Source organism: Agreia sp. Leaf335 (assembly GCF_001423605.1).
GTDB lineage: Bacteria > Actinomycetota > Actinomycetes > Actinomycetales > Microbacteriaceae > Agreia.
Map to the genome: position 1 here is coordinate 182,203 of NZ_LMOQ01000002.1, position 19,046 is coordinate 201,248.

18 protein-coding genes are annotated in these 19,046 nt (G+C 67.4%); all 18 read right to left on the reverse strand.

Features of this window, described 5'->3' with window-relative positions; all coding sequences use genetic code 11:
• Positions 1-14: 14 nt before the first annotated feature.
• Positions 15-1,424, reverse strand: a complete 1,410-nt coding sequence (locus ASF79_RS06925; protein ID WP_055853384.1) for an RsmB/NOP family class I SAM-dependent RNA methyltransferase — start codon at positions 1,422-1,424, stop codon at positions 15-17.
• A complete protein-coding gene (gene fmt / locus ASF79_RS06930; protein ID WP_055853385.1) occupies positions 1,421-2,368 on the reverse strand; it encodes a methionyl-tRNA formyltransferase in 948 nt (315 codons plus the stop codon). The genes ASF79_RS06925 and fmt overlap by 4 nt, the downstream gene beginning before the upstream one ends.
• On the reverse strand, positions 2,365-4,386 hold the full coding sequence (locus ASF79_RS06935) for a hypothetical protein (RefSeq protein ID WP_055854523.1): 2,022 nt from the start codon (positions 4,384-4,386) through the stop codon (positions 2,365-2,367). Before ASF79_RS06935 ends, fmt begins: the two co-directional genes overlap by 4 nt.
• 3 nt (positions 4,387-4,389) lie before the next feature.
• Complete coding sequence (gene metK / locus ASF79_RS06940) at positions 4,390-5,586, reverse strand: methionine adenosyltransferase (protein WP_055853387.1); 1,197 nt, start codon at positions 5,584-5,586, stop codon at positions 4,390-4,392.
• Entirely contained in the window at positions 5,583-6,833 is a 1,251-nt protein-coding gene (coaBC, locus tag ASF79_RS06945) for a bifunctional phosphopantothenoylcysteine decarboxylase/phosphopantothenate--cysteine ligase CoaBC (RefSeq protein ID WP_055854526.1), read from the reverse strand. The genes metK and coaBC overlap by 4 nt, the downstream gene beginning before the upstream one ends.
• 136 nt (positions 6,834-6,969) lie before the next feature.
• Positions 6,970-7,233: a DNA-directed RNA polymerase subunit omega gene (gene rpoZ / locus ASF79_RS06950; RefSeq protein WP_044438377.1), complete on the reverse strand. Its 264-nt coding sequence runs from the start codon at positions 7,231-7,233 to the stop codon at positions 6,970-6,972.
• A gap of 120 nt (positions 7,234-7,353) precedes the next feature.
• A complete protein-coding gene (gene gmk, locus ASF79_RS06955) occupies positions 7,354-8,235 on the reverse strand; it encodes a guanylate kinase (RefSeq protein ID WP_055853390.1) in 882 nt (293 codons plus the stop codon).
• Positions 8,232-9,116 carry an orotidine-5'-phosphate decarboxylase gene (gene pyrF / locus ASF79_RS06960; protein ID WP_055853393.1) on the reverse strand — a complete coding sequence of 295 codons (885 nt, stop codon included), beginning with the start codon at positions 9,114-9,116 and terminating at the stop codon, positions 8,232-8,234. Before pyrF ends, gmk begins: the two co-directional genes overlap by 4 nt.
• Entirely contained in the window at positions 9,113-12,406 is a 3,294-nt protein-coding gene (gene carB, locus ASF79_RS06965; protein ID WP_055853395.1) for a carbamoyl-phosphate synthase large subunit, read from the reverse strand. The genes pyrF and carB overlap by 4 nt, the downstream gene beginning before the upstream one ends.
• Positions 12,406-13,587 carry a glutamine-hydrolyzing carbamoyl-phosphate synthase small subunit gene (gene carA / locus ASF79_RS06970; RefSeq protein ID WP_082466282.1) on the reverse strand — a complete coding sequence of 394 codons (1,182 nt, stop codon included), beginning with the start codon at positions 13,585-13,587 and terminating at the stop codon, positions 12,406-12,408. The genes carB and carA overlap by 1 nt, the downstream gene beginning before the upstream one ends.
• Positions 13,584-14,132 (reverse strand): PH-like domain-containing protein, encoded by a 549-nt coding sequence (locus tag ASF79_RS06975; RefSeq protein ID WP_055853398.1) that lies wholly within the window; start codon positions 14,130-14,132, stop codon positions 13,584-13,586. Before ASF79_RS06975 ends, carA begins: the two co-directional genes overlap by 4 nt.
• Positions 14,125-15,462: a dihydroorotase gene (locus ASF79_RS06980; RefSeq protein WP_055853400.1), complete on the reverse strand. Its 1,338-nt coding sequence runs from the start codon at positions 15,460-15,462 to the stop codon at positions 14,125-14,127. Before ASF79_RS06980 ends, ASF79_RS06975 begins: the two co-directional genes overlap by 8 nt.
• Complete coding sequence (locus ASF79_RS06985) at positions 15,459-16,415, reverse strand: aspartate carbamoyltransferase catalytic subunit (protein ID WP_055853402.1); 957 nt, start codon at positions 16,413-16,415, stop codon at positions 15,459-15,461. The genes ASF79_RS06980 and ASF79_RS06985 overlap by 4 nt, the downstream gene beginning before the upstream one ends.
• The gene (gene pyrR, locus ASF79_RS06990) at positions 16,412-16,963 is read right to left on the reverse strand and encodes a bifunctional pyr operon transcriptional regulator/uracil phosphoribosyltransferase PyrR (protein ID WP_055853404.1); all 552 of its coding nucleotides are present in this window, start codon (positions 16,961-16,963) and stop codon (positions 16,412-16,414) included. Before pyrR ends, ASF79_RS06985 begins: the two co-directional genes overlap by 4 nt.
• Positions 16,964-17,082: 119 nt before the next feature.
• Positions 17,083-17,496: a transcription antitermination factor NusB gene (gene nusB, locus ASF79_RS06995; protein WP_044438391.1), complete on the reverse strand. Its 414-nt coding sequence runs from the start codon at positions 17,494-17,496 to the stop codon at positions 17,083-17,085.
• 17 nt (positions 17,497-17,513) lie between these two features.
• Entirely contained in the window at positions 17,514-18,077 is a 564-nt protein-coding gene (gene efp / locus ASF79_RS07000) for an elongation factor P (RefSeq protein WP_055781292.1), read from the reverse strand.
• An 84-nt stretch (positions 18,078-18,161) separates the two neighbouring features.
• Positions 18,162-18,599 (reverse strand): type II 3-dehydroquinate dehydratase, encoded by a 438-nt coding sequence (locus ASF79_RS07005; RefSeq protein ID WP_055853406.1) that lies wholly within the window; start codon positions 18,597-18,599, stop codon positions 18,162-18,164.
• 11 nt (positions 18,600-18,610) lie between these two features.
• Positions 18,611-19,039 carry a hypothetical protein gene (locus tag ASF79_RS07010; RefSeq protein ID WP_055781286.1) on the reverse strand — a complete coding sequence of 143 codons (429 nt, stop codon included), beginning with the start codon at positions 19,037-19,039 and terminating at the stop codon, positions 18,611-18,613.
• Between the last annotated feature and the right edge of the window lie 7 nt (positions 19,040-19,046).

The window sequence follows — 19,046 nt, forward strand, 5'->3', positions numbered from 1 at the left end:
GGCGGCTCACGGTGTCACGCGGCTTTGCGGAAGAGCGCGATGAACATTGCGTCGGTCGCGTCGATGTGGGGCCACAGCTGCACCTGCGACGCGTCGGACGCCCGCTCGCCGGTCTCGCCGGAGATCTCCGCGACCACCGTGCCGGTGTCGAGGGCTGTGAGCCGATCTCCCCACCGAGAGAGGGCGCCGGCCACCTGGCCTCGTGTCTCGGCCACATGGGGTGAGCAGGTCACGTAGGCGAGGATGCCGCCGGGTCGCAGAGCGTCGACCGCGGAGTCGATCAGTCGTTCCTGCAACTGCACGAGGTCGGCGACATCGCGTGGGCTCTTACGCCAGCGGGCTTCGGGCCGGCGCCGGAGGGCGCCCAGACCGGTGCACGGCGCGTCGACCAGGATGCGGTCGAACGACTCCGGGTGCAGGGCGCCGATGGTCGTGCCGTCGAGCTGCAGGACCTCGGGTGGATCGTCGAGCGCTTCGAGGGCGTTGCGTACGAGTTGTGCCCGGGCCGGAACCGGCTCGTTCGCCGTGAGAACGGCCCCGCCCAGACGTGCTTCGGCCGCCAGCAGCGCGGACTTTCCCCCGGGGCCGGCGCACAGGTCGAGCCATTTCTCGCCCGGGGCGATCGATGCGGCGCGGCTCAGGGCGAGAGCCGCGAGCTGCGATCCCTCGTCTTGCACTCTGATCGTGCCGGCACGCACCTCGGCGATGTCGCTGGGGTCTCCGCCGGTGGCGGAGAAGCCGATGGGAGAACGACGCGTCGGGCGGCCGGGAATGGCGATCTCGTCGCGATCGGCCAGACCGGGGAGAGCGACGAGGCCCAGTCTCGGCGGCACGTTGTCGGCATCGAGAAGATCGCGCAGCTCGTCGTCGAGGGCATCGGCAGACACGCCCGCTGCCGACAGCGAGCGACGGAACGCACGGATGATCCAGGTGGGGTGCGAGTATTCGGCGGCGAGACGCGAATCGTCGTCTTTGGCCTCCCCGATCACACGTTCGCGCCACGCCTCGGGTTCGCTCCGGGTGATGGAGCGCAGGACTCCATTGACGAAGCCGGTCGCCGAGCGGGAGCTCACGAGGCGGGCGAGTTCGACGGACTCGTTGACCGCGGCGTGGCTGGCGGTGCGCATTCCGAGCAGTTGATGGGTCGCGAGTTCGAGCACGTCGAGAACGGCAGGATCGATCTTCTCGACCGGCCGTCCGGCCGCCAACGAGATGACCCTGTCGTAGTAGCCGCGCATGCGGAGCGTGCCGTACGTGAGCTCGGTCGCCAGGGCGGCGTCGTTGGTGTGGAGCTTCGCGCGTGCCAGCTTCGTGGGCAGAAGCAGATTGGCGTAGGCGTCGTCTTCACGAACGGCGGTGATCACCTCGAGGGCGATCCGGCGCGCCGGCTGCACGATCTGAGAGGAGCGGGGCCTGGAGTTCATGGTGTGTCGAATCTGTTCGTAGTCGGGGTGTCTGCGACGTGAGGCTGGGCTGGAGCGAGACCGCGCCACCAGTCGGCCGCGGGCATCGGCTTCTTGCCGGCGGGGTGCACCTGCAGCAGCTCTATGGGCGTCGTCGCCGTGCCGATGAGGATTCTGCCGCCGTCGTTCTCGAGCGAGCCGGGGCTGAGAGACGCGGTGTCATAGGCGGGCGCTGCGCGCAGGATCTTGAGTCTGAGGCCGTCGACGACGGCGAAGGCGCCCGGCTCGGGCGTCGTGGCCCGGATGCGACGGAATACGACGTCGGCGGCCTCGCTCCAGTCGATGCGGGCGTGGTCGAGGGTGATCTTCGGGGCCAGCGTGACCTCGCCCTGCTGCGGTTCGGAGCGGGCGGTGCCGGCCTCGAGGTCATCGACGACCTTCGCGGCGAGTGCCGCTCCCTCATGGGAGAGCGCCTCGAGAAGTTGGCCCGAGGTCTCGTGGGCTCCGATGGGCCGCGAGAGGCGCGCGAACTCCGGACCGGCATCGAGGGCGGCGACCAACTGGAAGACCGAAGCCCCCGCCTCGCTGTCGCCGCTCATGATCGACCACTGCACCGGTGCCGCACCCCGCCACCGGGGCAGCAGAGAGAAGTGCAGGTTGATCCAGCCGAAGCGTGGCGTCTCGAGCAGAGGGCTGCGCACGAGCCCTCCGTACGCGACGATCACCCCGAGGTCGGGCTGCAGATCGGATACCTGTTTCGTGACGTTGTCGTCGAGTTTGTTCGCCCGGATCGTGGGAATGCCGAGTTCGGAGGCCCGGGACGCGACGGGCGAGGGAGTCAGTACGCGCTTGCGCCCGAGCGGGGCGTCCTCACGAGTAATGACCGACACGATCTCGTGACGTGCGGCGAGAATGTCGAGGGTAGGCAGCGCCACGGCGGGAGTGCCGGCGAAGACGAGTTTCATTCCATGATCTCCGTGTCGTCGAATCGAACCCTGAGCACAGGCGGAGGCCTGAAGCTGGTCTTGGTGCCGGTCGCCTTGCTCGTCTGACGCTTCGTTCGCCCGGTGGAATTGCGGATGATCGACGAGCGCAGACTTCGGGCGACATCGGCCCCGAACGCGTAGTCGAAACGGATCGTGGCACGAACGAGGCCGTCGCCGGCGTCGACCGGGCCGAGCACGTCAATTGTCGCTGATTCGTGCCCCTCCACCGAATCGGGCAGGGTGGAGATGGCCTGTTCGACGGTCTCGGGGCGCCCCGTCACCGTGGCGAGCCGCACCATGGGGGGAAACCGCAGAGATCGCCTGTCGGGCAGTTCGGCCGCAGCGAAACGGTGCTGGCTCCATGTGACGAGTGCGCGGGCGAGGGCTCCTCCGACGCCGACGATGATGGCCGGTGCGCGGGGAGCGGCCAGCGCGATGGCGTTCGACCACCAGCGCAGGCAGTCTTCGGCCACGGTCAGGGACTCCCGAGCGAGCATGCGCTCGCCGTCGAGGAGGAGGACGGCTCGGTATCCCCCGGCTGCCACGGGCTCGGCCCCTCGAGTGGCGACGACCAACGCCGGTCGCGCATCGACCGTGAGGTGGGGCCTCTCGCCGTCGGAGACGATGACGCGGATTCCGGGGAACGCGCGGCCCAGCTCCTCGGCTGTGCGGCCGGTGCCGGCGGTGACGAGCCGGATGCGCGTGGATTCGCAGTGTCGGCAGTGCCAGTCGGCGGCGATCGCCCCGCATAGCTCGCACGACGGGGTCTGCCGGGCGCCGCCGATACGGAGGGTGCCCTCGCAGACGCGGCAGCGCGCGGGAGTGCGGCAATCCTGGCACGCGAGCACCGGGGCGTATCCCGGTCGGGCCACCTGAACGAGAACGGGCCCGTCTTCGAGCGCGCGCCGTGCGGTGTTCCAGGCCGTGGACGGAATGCGGGCGTGAGCCGCGGCATCGGCGCCCGGTTGGTCTGCGGTGGGGACAACGTGCGGGAGGACGGCGGGATCGGGTGCACGCGGCGTCACATAGCCGATCTCGACGAGCCTCTCGAGCCAGGTACTGCGGGAGTGCGAGGCGAAGAGCAGAGCGCAGCCGGACTGCTCCTGGCGCACCAGCGCGACGTCGCGGGTGGAGGCATACGGGCTCAGGGGCTCGTTGTGCAGGGGGTCGGCGTCGTCCCAGACCGCGATCAGGCCGAGATCTGATGCGGGAGCGTAGACGACCGAGCGATTGCCCACGATCACGCGTGGGGCCGCTTCGAGACAGCGCAGGAAGGCGCGATAGCGGTCGGCATTCGGCTGACGCGCGTCGAGCTGTGAGATGCGGTCGAGCGGCACGAGGACGGCGAGGGCTTCGATGAGCTGTTGCTGATCGCGATAGTCGGGAACGGCGACGATGGCGCTGCGCCCGGACGCGAGCGTGCGGGCTGCCGCTTCGGCGAGCGTCACGGCCCACCGTCCGACCCAGACGCCGGGAGACACCTCGTGCACGGCCGGTATCGCGGCCAGGGCGACGCGATCGCCCGAGTCGACAGCGGAGTCGACGACGCGCTCGCCATACCCGGTCACCGTGGGATTCGCACGGTACTCGACGGGAGGATTGCCGGACTGCTGTTCGAGCTGCCAGGTCTTCTCGACCCGCACTTGACGGGGAGGAACGGCCAGGCGCACCACGTCGCTCGCGCTTCCTGCTGCGCGTTCCGACACACGACGGGCGAGATTCCAGACCTCCGGCGTCAGCACGGGGACCGTCGACGTGACCTCGTCGATCTCGCTGAGGGTTCCCGAGTACTCGACGGCCTCGGTGATCTCGACGATGTAGCCGCGCGCGATGCGTCCGGCAGACCGCAGGGGCACTTTGACGCGCACGCCGGGTTTCGCCTGCTCCCGCAACCCGGGTGGCACGGCGTAGTCGAAGAGCCTGTCGAGCTGTGGAAGGGGCGATTCGAGCATCACCCGCGCGATGAGCAGGTGCTCCGGCGCGGTCTGCGCGGCCATCACCTAGATGCGAGCGGCGGCCTGCAGGTCTGCGACACGGTCGAGCTTCTCCCACGTGAAGTCGGGAAGCTCACGACCGAAGTGACCGTACGTGGCCGTCGCGCCGTAGATGGGGCGCAGCAGATCGAGGTGCTGGATGATGGCCGCCGGGCGAAGATCGAAGACCTCGTTGATGGCATCGATGATCTGGTCGTCGGGGAGCTTTCCGGTTCCGAAGGTCTCGACGTAGAGGCCGACGGGTGCGGCCTTGCCGATGGCATAGGCGACCTGAACCTCGAGTCTGTCGGCGAAGCCGGCGGCGACCGCGTTCTTCGCGACCCAGCGCATGGCGTAGGCGGCCGAGCGGTCGACCTTCGACGGGTCTTTGCCCGAGAAGGCTCCGCCGCCGTGGCGGGAGGCTCCCCCGTAGGTGTCGACGATGATCTTGCGACCCGTGAGGCCGGCGTCGCCCTGAGGACCGCCGACGACGAATCTGCCGGTGGGGTTGATGAGCAAGTCCGCGGAGCGGGAATCGAGATCGCTGTCGGCCAGAACCGGCTTGATGACGAGTTCCTCGATGTCGTGGAACAGATCGGCGTTCGTCACCGACTCGGTGTGCTGGGTCGAGAGCACGACCGTCTCGATGGTCTTCGGCACGATGCCCTCGTAGCCGATGGTGACCTGGGTCTTGCCATCGGGACGCAGATAGGCGAGCTCCCCGGACTTGCGCACCTCGGCGAGCCGCTCGGCCAGTCGGTGCGCGAGCCAGATGGGCAGCGGCATGAGCTGAGGGGTCTCGGTGGTGGCGAAGCCGAACATGATGCCCTGATCGCCGGCACCCTGCAGGTCGAACGGGTCGGTGCGCGTCTCGCCCTGTCGGTTCTCCCATGCGTTGTCGACACCGGCGGCGATCTCGGGCGATTGGGCGCCGATCGAGACAGAGACTCCGCAGCTCGCGCCGTCGAACCCGACGTCGCTCGACGTGTAGCCGATCGACGACACCTTGTCGCGCACGATCGTGGGGATGTCGACGTAGCCGGAGGTCGTGACCTCGCCCGCGACGTGCACGAGGCCTGTGGTCACGAGGGTCTCGACGGCGACCCGGCTCGCGGGATCTACCTCGAGGAGGGCGTCGAGGATGCTGTCGGAGATCTGATCGCAGATCTTGTCGGGGTGTCCTTCGGTGACGGACTCGGACGTGAAGAGGCGAAGGCTCGTCATGGTGCTCCAGGGAGGTCTGAGGGGGTGCGGTGCATGTCTTCGGGCAGTCGCTCGGTCAGCACAGACAGGATCTCATCGGCCACCGACAGCTTGCTGCCCTGGGCCTCGATCACTATAGACCCGGCCCGGTCGAGGACCATGACCGTGTTTCCTTGCGTGGCGAAGCCCTCGTTCCAGCCGACCCGATTGACCACGAGATAGTCGCAGCCCTTGCGCGTGATCTTGGCCCGCCCCAGTTCGAGCAGGGCCTCATCGGTATCGGCCGTCTCGGCGGCGAAGCCCACGACGAGCTGGTCGGCGGAGGCACGCGCTGCGACGCCGGCGAGGATGTCGGGATTCTTGACGAGTTCGAGCGTCAACGTGTCGCCGACGGTCTCTTTCTTGATCTTGGCGTTCGACACGGTGGCCGGCCTGTAATCGGCAACCGCCGCCGCCATGATGACGATGTCGTTCCCGCGAGTGTGCGCCTCGACGGCGTCGGCCAGCTGGGCTGTCGTCTCGACCGACACGACGGTGGCCCCGCCGGGAAGCGGTACCTCGACGTGGGCCGCGATCAGGGTCACCTGCGCGCCTCGGGCGAGCGCCGCCTCTGCCAGCGCCGCACCCTGCCGACCGCTCGAGCGATTGCCGATGAAGCGCACGGGGTCGAGTGGCTCGCGGGTTCCGCCGGCGGTGATGAGCACACGCACCCCGTCGAGATCGCGGCGGGGTTCCGGGTGTGCGGCCGCGGCGACGGCCAGGGATGCGGCGACGATGTCGTCGACCTCGGCCATCCGACCGGCACCGGAATCGGCGCCCGTGAGCTGGCCGCTCGTCGGCCCGACGAAGTGGATGCCGCGGGAGGCCAGAAGGGCGGCATTCGCCACGGTGGCCGGGTTCTGCCACATCTCGGTGTGCATCGCGGGAGCCACGACGATCGGCGCCTTCGAGGCGAGCACGGTGTTGCCGAGCAGATCGTCGGCGAGACCGGCCGCCATCTTGGCGAGCGAATTCGCCGTGGCCGGGGCGATGACGATGAGGTCGGCCGATTGGCCGATCGACACGTGTCGCACCTCCGCCACCGCCTCGTAGAGGTCGGTGTGCACGACGTTGCGGGAGATCGCCTCGAGTGTCGGCTTGCCGACGAAGCGCAGGGCGTGCTCGGTGGCGACGACCTGCACGTCGTGACCGGCCAAGACGAAGGCGCGCACGACGCCCACGGCCTTGTACGCCGCGATGCCACCGGTGATTCCCACCACGATGCGCAGCCGTTTCTGCGGGTGTGTCACGTCAGTCCTGCCCCTTCGCCATGCATGCTCGCGCCCTTAACGAACGAATCCGCTCCCCGGCCGTTCGGGCGCTGGCCCGACGACAGCCCGGGGAACGGACCTGCATTCGCTGCTGCTATTCGGTTGCCGCGATCGGCTTGACCGTGAGCTTGTCCTCGTTGATCTCGTGCATCGCGACCGAGAGGGGCTTGTCGTCGATCGTCGAGTCGACCAGCGGTCCGACGTTGTCGAAGAGGCTTCCCTCGTGCAGGTCGGCGTAGTAGTCGTTGATCTGTCGGGCGCGCTTCGATGCGAAGATCACGAGCGCGTACTTGGATTCAACCTTCGACAGCAGTTCGTCGATGGGGGGATCGATGATGCCCTGAGCCCTGTTGACCATGGTGATACTCCTTGAGTGGCCTCGCCGGCCGGATTGAGAAAAGATCGTGCGGTGATCGTGCGGGGTTCACCGTGCACAAGTAGACAAGTCTACCTCGAATAAGCCGCTAATCTCTCGGATTCACTTCATGAGCTCCACGACGTCGCGTGCGGCTGTCTCGACATCGTTGTTGACGATCAGGTAGTCGAACTCGTTCTGCGCGGCCAATTCGACCTCGGCCGTCGCCAATCGACGCTCCTGCTCCTCGGCCGTCTCCGTACCGCGGCCGGTGAGCCGTCGCACGAGTTCTCCCCAGCTCGGAGGCAACAGGAACACGAGTCGGGCCTCGGGCATAGCCTCGCGTACCTGACGTGCACCCTGGATGTCGATCTCGAGCAGCACGCTCTTGCCCTGTGCCAGCGCCTCGTCGATCGGTGCGCGCGGGGTGCCGTAGCGCGAGGAGTTGTGCACGACGGCCCATTCGAGGAACTCGCCGGCAGCGATCATGCGATCGAACTCGGCGTCGTCGACGAAGTAGTAGCTGACGCCGTCGATCTCCCCCGGTCTTGGGGCCCTGGTCGTGGCCGAGACCGAGAGCAGCACGCCCGGCACGTTCTCCCGGATCCATGTCGAGACAGTGCCTTTGCCGACGGCCGTGGGACCGGCGAGCACGACCAGTCGCGACGCGTTCTCATCGCCGGAGAAGGGCGCGCGTTTCTCGAGGTAGGCCCGCAGACGATCACGCTGAAGCGCGCCGAGGCCACCCAGACGCTTGCTGGGTGAGATCGACAGTCGCTCGATGACCCGCTCGATCCGAACGCGGCCGAGTCCAGGGATTCCCTGAAGCAGCTCCGTGACGCGCATGCCGGCCTCGAGGCTGTCTGGATGCTTCGCGGCGCGGTCGAGAACACCGGTCGCGCTGCGGCGCTGCTCGGTCACCGCCTTCTTGATGGCTGCGCGGGCACGTCGAGCGGCGATGGCCGCCCGGGATCCGGCCGCACGATCGACGTCGGGAACGGTCATGACAGGGCTCCGGCTAGTTGGGTCGACTGATCGGCGAGCGTGTCTCTGAGGGCGGAGGGCCCGGCGGCGAGGGCGGCCCTCGATGTGCTCACGACGGTGCCGGCCGAGAGGGGCCCGTAGATCGAGCGGATGTCGTCGAAGCGAGCGCCCTGGTGCCCGAAACCCGGTGCGAGAACGGGCATCAGCGGAGTCGCCTCGCCGAGCGAGAGCGCGTCGACGCCGTAGTCGAGAAGGTTCTTGGTCGCACCGAGCACGACTCCGATGCTACCGAGTTCGGGGCCCTCGCCGTCGCCACGGGATTCGTGTGAGCGGTTCCACTCGTCTATCTCGGCTGCGACGAGACCGGCGACGCTGAGACCCGCTCGTTCTCCCCCGGTCACCGTCGCGGTCTGCAGCGTCTGCGACTCCGGATTCGAGGTGGCGGCGAGCACGAACGCGCCCTTGCCGTGACGCTCAGCGAGATCGAAGACTCCGGCGAGTGCGCCCGTTCCCGTGTACGCCGCCAGGGTGACGGCGTCGGCTTCGAGCGGAGAGCCCGGCGTGAGCCAGGCGTCGCCGTATGCCTCGACGCTCGACCCGATGTCGCCGCGCTTCGCATCGGCGATCACGATCAGCCCGGCGGCACGTGCAGCCGCCAGCACCTCTTCGAGTGCAGAGAATCCGGCCGAACCGAACACCTCGAAGAAGGCGACCTGCGGCTTGACGATTCCGATCGTGCCGCTCGCGGCATCGATCACCCTCAGCCCGAACTCGCGCAGGCCGGCCGCCGTGCGGGGCAGACCCCAGGCATCCAGGAGGAAACCGTGGGGATCGATGCCCACGCACAGCGGACCGAGCTGGTCGATGCTCTCGTGCAGACGCTGGCCGAACGTGCGGGTCACAGGCGACCGGCCCTGGCGATGGCGTATTCCTGCAGGCTCGACACGTCGAAGCCCTCCCGGGTCGCCTCGAACGATGCGACCGCCGCACCCAGCTGGGCGATGGTCGTGAACAGGGGCTTGTCGGCCGCCACGGCCGCCGCCCGGATCTCGTATCCGTCGGCTCGCGCGCTCGACCCGCTGGGGGTGTTCACGACGATGTCGACCTCGTTGCGGTTGATGAGATCGACCACCGTCGGCTCATCGCCATCGGTCGAGGCTCCCTCGCTGTACTTGCGCACGATGCGGGCGGTGATGCCATTGCGGTTGAGGACCTCGGCGGTTCCCGCCGTCGCGAGGATGTCGAAGCCCAGCTCGAGCAGTCGGAGCACGGGCAGCACGATGGCACGCTTGTCGCGATCGGAGACCGAGACGAAGACCGTGCCCGATGTCGGCAGGCCGCCGTACGCCGCTTCCTGGCTCTTGGCGAACGCTCGGGGGAAGTCGCGGTCGATGCCCATGACCTCGCCCGTCGAGCGCATCTCCGGGCCGAGCAGCGAGTCGACGATCAGCCCGTCTTTCGTGCGGAAGCGCTTGAACGGGAGCACGGCCTCCTTCACGGCGATCGGCGAGTCCATGGGCACGATCGAGCCGTCGACGACGGGCAGCATGCCCTCGGCCTTCAGCTCGGCGATCGTCGAACCCACCATGATGCGCGACGCTGCCTTGGCGAGCGGGATTCCCAGAGCCTTCGCGACGAACGGCACGGTGCGCGACGCGCGCGGGTTGGCCTCCAGAACGTAGAGGATGCCCTGACCGATGGCGAACTGCACGTTGAGCAGGCCCTGCACACCGATGCCCTGGGCGATGGCGAGCGTCGCGATGCGCACGCGATCGATCACCTCTCGGCCGAGGGTGACCGGGGGCAGCGTGCAGCTCGAGTCGCCGGAGTGGATGCCCGCCTCCTCGATGTGCTCCATGATGCCGCCGACGTAGAGCTCGTGGCCGTCGTAGAGCGCGTCGACATCGATCTCGATCGCGTCGTCGAGGAACCGGTCGACGAGCAGCGGGTGGCTCGGATCGATGATTCCCTGACCGGCCATGCGCGAGAAGTAGTCCTCGAGCGAGGGAGAGTCGTAGACGATCTCCATGCCTCTGCCGCCCAGCACGTAGGACGGGCGCACGAGAACCGGGTATCCGATGTCTTCGGCGATGGTGACGGCGCCGGTGAAGTCGCTCGCCGTTCCGTTTTTCGGGGCGAGGAGGTTGGCATCGTCGAGGATCTTCGAGAAGAGTCCGCGTTCTTCTGCGAGGTCGATGGCCTCGGGCGTGGTGCCGAGGATCGGGACTCCCGCCGCCTTCAGCCCCTTCGCGAGGCCGAGGGCGGTCTGGCCGCCCAACTGCACCACGACGCCGACGAGTTCGCCGGACTGACTCTCGGCGTGGATGACCTCGAGCACGTCTTCGAGCGTGAGCGGCTCGAAGTACAGTCGGTCGCTCGTGTCGTAGTCGGTCGACACGGTCTCGGGGTTGCAGTTGATCATGATCGTCTCGAAGCCCGCGTCGGAGAGGGCGAACGACGCGTGCACGCAGGAGTAGTCGAACTCGACTCCCTGGCCGATGCGGTTCGGGCCCGAACCCAGGATGACGACCTTGCGGCGTTCGGAGGGCTCGACCTCCGTCTCTTGGTCGTAGCTCGAGTAGTGATACGGCGTGAGCGCAGGGAACTCCCCCGCGCACGTGTCGACCGTCTTGAACACGGGACGCACGCCGAGGATATGGCGGACCTCGCGCACCTCCTTCTCGCCGAAGCCGCGGAGGGCGGCGATCTGGGCGTCGGAGAATCCGTGCTCCTTCGCGAGGAGGAACATGTTCGTGTCGGCGTTCTCACTGGAGGCGATGGCCTCGGCCACCTCGTTGATGAGCACGATCTGGTCGATGAACCAGGGGTCGATCTTCGTGGCCTCGAAGGCCTCCTCGGCCGTCGCACCGGCGCGAAGCGCCTGCTGCACGGTGACGATACGGCCGTCGGTGGGCACGCTGGCCAGGGCCAGAAGCTCGTCTTTGGATGCGTCGAGCGGCTCCCAGTGGAACGACGAGCCGCGCTTCTCGAGCGACCGCAGAGCCTTCTGCAGGGCCTGCGTGTAGTTGCGGCCGATGGCCATCGCCTCGCCGACCGACTTCATGGTCGTGGTCAGCGTCGTGTCGGCGGCGGGGAACTTCTCGAAGGCGAAACGGGGAACCTTGACGACCACGTAGTCGAGCGTCGGCTCGAACGACGCGGGCGTCACCTTGGTGATGTCGTTCGGGATCTCGTCGAGGTGGTACCCGATCGCCAGTTTGGCGGCGATCTTGGCGATGGGGAAGCCGGTGGCCTTGGACGCGAGGGCGCTCGAGCGGGAGACGCGGGGGTTCATCTCGATGACGATGACCCGACCGTTCGCGGGGTCGATGGCGAACTGGATGTTGCAGCCGCCCGTGTCGACGCCGACGGCCCTGATGATGTCGATTCCGATGTTGCGCATGTTCTGGTACTCGCGGTCGGTCAGCGTGAGCGCCGGCGCCACCGTGATCGAGTCGCCGGTGTGCACACCGACCGGGTCGACGTTCTCGATCGAGCACACCACGACCGTGTTGTCTGCCGTGTCGCGCATGAGCTCGAGCTCGTATTCCTTCCAGCCGAGGATCGACTCCTCGAGCAGCACCTCCGTGGTGGGGCTCTGGTGCAGACCGTCGCCGACGATCCGGCGCAGCTCCGTCTCGGTGTAGGCGAATCCGGATCCCAGCCCGCCCATGGTGAAGGAGGGGCGCACGACCAGGGGATAGCCGAGGTCGAGGGCGAATTCCACGGCCTCCTCGACCGTGTGCGCGATGTGGGAGCGCGCGACGTCGGCGCCGGCATCCAGGACCAGCTGCTTGAAGATCTGCCGATCCTCGCCCTTGTTGATCGCCTCGAACGACGCGCCGATGAGCTCGACGTCGTACTTCTCGAGGATGCCGTGCTTGTGCAGATCGATGGCCGCGTTCAGCGCGGTCTGGCCACCCAGCGTGGGCAGGATGGCGTCGGGCTTCTCTTTGGCGATGATGGTCTCGATGACCTGCCAGGTGATGGGCTCGATGTAGGTCGCATCGGCGAAGTCCGGGTCGGTCATGATCGTGGCCGGATTCGAGTTCACCAGGATGACGCGCACGCCCTCCTCGCGGAGGACGCGGCACGCCTGGGTTCCGGAGTAGTCGAACTCGCACGCCTGGCCGATGACGATCGGCCCGGAGCCGATGACCAGGACGCTCTTGATGTCTTCCCTGCGAGGCATTACTGGTTCTTCCCGTCGATGATGGAGTGGATCTCTGTCTGCGGCTCGCCCTTGTCGATCGCGAGCACCATGTCGCGGAAGCGATCGAAGAGGTACATGGAGTCGTGCGGACCTGCAGCCGCCTCGGGGTGGTACTGCACGCTGAACGCGTCGATGTCGAGGCAGCGGATGCCCTCCACCACGTTGTCGTTCAGGCTGAGGTGGCTGACCTCGACACGGCCGAAGCCGGCCGGGCTGTCGACGACGCCCTCGCGCGGCGCATCCACGGCGAAGCCATGGTTCTGGCTGGTGATCTCGACCCTGCCGGTGGTCTTGTCGAGCACGGGCTGATTGATTCCGCGGTGACCGAAGGGCAGCTTGTAGGTGCCGAAGCCGAGGGCACGCCCGAGGAGCTGGTTTCCGAAGCAGATGCCGAAGTACGGGATCTTCTCGGCGAGAACGTCGCGCAGCAGCTGCACGTGGCGTTCGGATGCCTCCGGGTCGCCGGGTCCGTTCGAGTAGAAGAGGGCACTCGGCTCGAGGGCCACGACCTCCTCTGTCGTCACCGACTCGGGCAGGACGACGACATCGAAGCCGCGCTGAGCGAGATAGCGCAACGTCGAGGTCTTCACGCCGAGGTCGAGGACGGCGACGCTTCCGATGCGCTCCCCCACCGCGTCGATCGTGTACCGCTCAGGGGTCGACACCTCTTTCGAGAGGTTGCGACCGGCCATGTCCTCGGCGTCGCGCACGATGGCGAGCTGTTCCGAATCGCTCAGCTCGAAGTCGTCGCCAGAGAAGATTCCGGCGCGCATGGCGCCGAGTGAGCGGAGGTGGCGAGTGATAGCCCGAGTGTCGACCCCGGAGATGCCGACGATGCCGCCGGAGACGAGGTCGTCGTCGAGGCTGCGGGTGGCGCGGAAGTTCGAGACCATGCGAGAGGGATCGCGCACCACGTACCCCGCGACCCAGATCTTCGCGGATTCGAGGTCGTCATCGTTCGTGCCCGTGTTGCCGATGTGCGGCGCGGTCTGCAGAACGATCTGGCCGGCGTACGACGGATCGCTGAGGGTCTCCTGGTATCCGGTCATGCCGGTGGCGAAGACGGCCTCTCCCAGGGTGCGTCCGCGGGCGCCGTAGGCGCGACCTGCGTAGCGCTTGCCGTCTTCGAGTACGAGGACGGCGGGTTCTGTTGAGATCACGCGAGGGATCCTTCCTGGTGGGGGTTGGCGGGGCCGTTCGACGGCGCGAGTGCGGTGATCGCCTCGATGAGGCGGGAACTCTGTTGGGGATTCTCGATGCGGAAGAAGCTCTCGACATCGGCGGACGGCATGGCAGATGCGGATTCGAGGGTCCAGTCGAGGCGGACGAGGCCGCCCTCTTCCACCACCCTGTCGATCGTCCAGGTCGAGGTGCCGACCGAGCGGATGCGATCGGCCGCGACGAAGATCTGCGGCTCGCCGGTCACGGCGATGACGACCCCGGCGTCGAAGACGGACACTGCTGCGCGGCCCCGGAAACCGAGGCCGGCCAGCGTGACTCTGTCGAGGGGCGCCCCGGCGGTCGTGGTCGAGACGTAGAGACCGGTGACGGCGACACGCAGCTCGCCGAGCAACTCGTCGGTGGGAACGGCCGCGGTCGAGAGGGCCGACTGGCGGCGGCCGCGGGCGCGCCACCCGAGCACCATGAGGATCAGGAGTCCGATGACTCCGACGATGATGATCGAACCGGGCAGGATCCTATCCACGGGACACCCCCGCGAGGGCTGCGGCGGCGACCTCGGATGCTTCCACGACGACGCCGTCGAGCACCGTCGGGTATCCGCGGTGGAAGGTGTGCCGCACCGATCCGGGAAGGGTCATTCCGAGGTACGGCGAGTTGTGGCTCTTGCCCGCGAGTCTGTCTATCGAGAAGGTGCTCGACGAGGCAGGGTCGATCAACACGAGGTTGGCACTCGCACCGATCTCGAACGAGTGGCTGTGACCCTCGAGCCGGCCGATCGCGGCCGGTGTGTGCGAGAACACGCGAGCGACATCCGCCCAGTCGAAGAGGCCGGTGTCGACCATCGCGGCCTGCACGACGGACAGCGCGGACTCGAGGCCCACCATGCCGAACGACGCGTGGTCCCACTCGCAGTCCTTCGACTCCTCTGGATGCGGCGCGTGGTCGGTGGCCACGATGTCGATCGTGCCGTCGACCAGACCCTCGCGGAGCGCACGTACGTCGTCGTCGCGGCGAAGCGGTGGGTTCACCTTGTAGCGCGCGTCGTAGCTGCGGATCAGTTCCTCGGTGAGCAGGAGGTGATGCGGCGTGACCTCCGCCGTGACCTCGATGCCGCGGGCCTTGGCCCAGCGCACCACGTCGACCGAGCCTGCCGTCGACAGGTGGCAGATGTGCAGACGCGCTCCGACGTGCTCGGCGAGCAGTACATCGCGGGCGATGATCGACTCCTCGGCGACGGCCGGCCAGCCCTTGAGTCCGAGCTCGCTCGAGAGAGCGCCCTCGTTCATCTGCGCGTTCTCGGTCAGCCGCGGATCCTGGGCGTGCTGGGCCACGACGCCGTCGAAGGTCTTCACATACTCGAGGGCGCGTCGCATCAGCAGCGAGTCGTGAACGCACTTGCCGTCGTCGGAGAACACCCTCACGCCGGCGCGGGAGTTCGCCATCGCACCGATCTCCGAGAGTCGCTCCCCCGCGAGACCGACGGTGACGGCGCCGATGGGGCGCACCGTGGCGTACCCCGCTGCGTCTCCCAGAGCCTGCACCTGCTCGACGACCCCGGCGGTGTCTGAGACGGGCATCGTGTTGGCCATGGCGAACACGGCAGTGAAGCCGCCCGCCGCCGCGGCCCGCGTTCCCGACAGCACGGTCTCGCTCTGTTCGAATCCGGGCTCGCGAAGGTGTGTGTGCAGATCGACGAGACCCGGGAGCGCGACCAGGCCCGCGGCCTCCAGAACGCGCGCGCCGGCGGGCGCGGTGAGCCCGGCCCCGCGCTCGGCGATCACGCCGTCTGCGATCAGAAGATCGGTCGTGGTTCCGTCGGGCAGTGTCGCCCCACTGATCAGGGTCGTTGTCATGATCTGGCCTCCCGGTCGCCGGACAGCAATGAATACAACACGGCCATGCGGATCGACACCCCGTTGGCCACCTGCTCGATGACGGTGGACTGTGCCGAGTCGGCTGCCCGAGACGAGATCTCGAGTCCACGGTTCATGGGGCCGGGGTGCATCACAATGCTATCGGGGCGCAGGGCCAGCAGACGCTCGTCGTCGAGGCCCCACTGCCGCGCGTATTCGCGGGTCGTGGGAAAGAATGCGGCGTTCATGCGCTCCTGCTGGATGCGCAGCATCATCACGACGTCCGGCCGCACCTCCGCGAGGGCCGCGTCGAGGTCGTACCGGATGTCCGCCGGCCACGTCGACGCTCCGACGGGAACCAGAGTGGCCGGCGCCACGAAGGTGACGTGGGCTCCGAGGGTCTCGAGCAGCCAGAGGTTGGAACGCGCTACCCGGGAGTGCAGAACGTCGCCGACGATCATCACGCTCACGCCGTCGAGGTCGCGACCGCGCGCGGCGTCGCCGTGGATGCGCCGCCTCATCGTGAATGCGTCGAGCAGAGCCTGGGTCGGATGCTCGTGGGTGCCGTCGCCCGCGTTGACCACGCCGGCATCGATCCAGCCGCTCTGAGCGAGCACCTGCGGGGCGCCGGATGCGGAGTGTCGGATGACGACGCCGTCGGCTCCCATCGCGGCGAGGGTCTGTGCCGTGTCTTTCAGGCTCTCGCCTTTCGACACGCTCGACCCCTTGGCCGAGAAGTTGATGACGTCTGCCGAGAGGCGCTTCGCTGCCACCTCGAACGAGGTGCGGGTGCGGGTGGAGTCCTCGAAGAAGAGGTTCACGACCGTCTTGCCGCGCAGAGTGGGAAGCTTCTTGACCTCGCGGTTCTGCACCTCGCTCATGTCTTCTGCGATGTCGAGCAGGCCGATGGCGTCATCCCGGAGCAGGTCTCGAGTCGAGAGCAGGTGCCTCATGCGCCGGCTCCTGTCGCGAGGTCGATGCTGACCTCTTCGCTGCCGTCGATCTCCGCGAGACGGACGTTGATGCGCTCGTCGGTGGAGCTGGGCAGATTCTTGCCCACGAAGTCGGCTCTGATGGGAAGTTCGCGATGACCGCGGTCGACGAGCACCGCGAGACGCACGGCGCGGGGTCGGCCGAGGTCTCCGATGGCGTCGAGCGCGGCGCGGATGGTGCGTCCGGAGTACAAGACGTCGTCGACGAGCACGACCGTCTTGCCGTCGATCCCCCCTGCGGGAACGCGGGTGGGCTGCGGCGCCCGGGTCGGGTGATGCGCGAGATCGTCGCGATACATCGTGACGTCGAGAGAGCCCACGAGATCTGCCGGAGCTCCGGTCTCGATCTGGCGGATCTGCGCGCCGATCCGATCGGCGAGGATCACTCCGCGGGTCGGGATCCCGAGGATCACGAGGTCGTCGGCCCCCCGATTGGACTCGAGGATCTCGTGCGAGATCCGAGTCAACGCTCGGGTGATGTCAGAGTCCTGCAGCACTATTCGAGCCACGAGCCTGACCTCCTTCCCCGTCTCACAGGACGGATGGTTAAAGGATGTCTGTTTCGCCGATGAGCATATCAGCCGCGTCCTTCGCGACCGGCTGGATGCCCCCACGTCACGGCCAGCGCTCAGCCTTTGGACTGCTGCACGCGCCCCAGGATTCCGTTCAGGAAGCTGCCCGAGTCGTCGGTACTGAGCAGCTTGGCCGCGTCGACGGCCTCGTTGATGGCCACGCCGTCGGGAACGTCGTCGTTGAAGAGGACCTCCCAGATGCCGATGCGCAGGAGAGCGCGGTCGATGATCGGCATCCGCGCGAGCGTCCACCCCTGGGCGTAGGTCTCGATGAGTTCGTCGATCTCATCGCCGTGGTCGACGACCCCGTCGATGATCTCGCGGGCGTAGAGCCACGATGCCTCACGGGCGGGTTCACTCAGCGCCCGGGTGGCCTCGGCGGCGAGGGCCTCGTTGATCGAGATCTGCCGGACATCGGCGACGTAGAGCACGTCGAGGGCGCGCTTGCGAGCTTTGGTGCGTGCACTCATGTCGTTACCGCTCCGGGTCAGTCGTTCACGCGGCCGAGGTAGTCCCCCGTGCGCGTGTCGACCTTGACGCGGGTGCCCTGCTCGAGGAACAGCGGAACCTGGATCTGGTAGCCGGTCTCGACGGTGGCGGGCTTGGTGCCACCCGTCGAACGGTCTCCCTGGAGACCGGGCTCGGTGTAGGTGATCTCGAGCGTGACGCTCGCGGGCAGTTCGACGTAGAGCGGGAGACCCTCGTTGAGCGCGACCGTGACGGCCTGGTTCTCGAGCATGAAGTTGGCCGCGTCGCCGACGACGGCAGCCGTTACGGTGAGCTGGTCATAGTCTGCGGTGTCCATGAAGACGAAGTCGTTGCCGTCTTTGTACAGGTACTGGAAGTCGCGACGGTCGACATTGGCCGTCTCGATCTTCGCCCCCGCGTTGAACGTCTTGTCGACGACCTTGCCGGTGAGTACGTTCTTCATCTTGGTGCGCACGAACGCGCCGCCCTTACCAGGCTTGACGTGCTGGAAGTCGATGACCGCCCAGAGCTGGCCGTCGATCTTGAGGACGGCGCCGTTTCTGATGTCGCTGGTTGAAGCCATGGAAAAACTGTTCCGTTCGAGTGAAGAATTGTGTGAGGCGCGGAAAATGGCCCTCAGTGAGTGTACCGTCTGCCGGCTCGCGGCCTAGTTGAAGCCGATGACAGCCTTCAGCGCCAGCCTGTAGGAATCGAATCCGAAGCCCGCGATGACGCCGGTCGCGACGCCGGAGATGACGCTCGTGTGACGGAACGTCTCCCTGGCATGGGGGTTCGAGATATGCACCTCGATGAGAGGAATGCCCGCTTTCGTCACCAACGCGGCGGCGTCGCGCAGTCCATAGCTGTAGTGCGTGAAGGCGGCGGGATTGAGGATCACCGGCGTCGAAGAGTCGACCGCCTCGTGGAGCCAGTGGATGAGTTCGGCCTCGTCATCGGTTTGGCGCAACTCGATGGTTGCCCGATCGGCCGCATCCTCCGTGAGCACGGTGCGAAGGGCCTCGAGATCCTGTGATCCGTAGACGTCGGGCTCCCTGCTGCCGAGACGCGAGAGGTTTGGTCCGTTCAAGACGAGCACAGTGGTCATGACGCCTAACTCTAGCGACGAGCAGACAGCCGCGCCTTCATCATGCGGAGCCCATCGTCGTGTACGAGATAGATCGCGAACACGTCGACCGCTTCGTCCTCGGCCGCGGAATGCAGGCCGTCGGCCCACAACTCGTCGAACCCGTGGGGCGTCTCGTCACCCGGCCGCTCGAGGGCGAAGAGGATGCTGCCGCCCGGGCCGTACTCGTCGAGCACCTGCCCGAGACTCGACACGATCGAACGCAACTCTTCGTCGCTCGGACTGGCCGGAATGCCGTCGATCGGAATCACGATAGGCAATTGGCGTCCGTTCGAGGCCAGCAGGAACGCCCAGAGCTGGCGTCTGAGCGCGGGGCCGAGCAGTGTCGAGAGCAGCTCGCGCGCATCGGCGTCGGTCGCGATGATCGCGTCGGGGTCAGGTGTCGAGGAGGGAGTCGTCATGCAGACA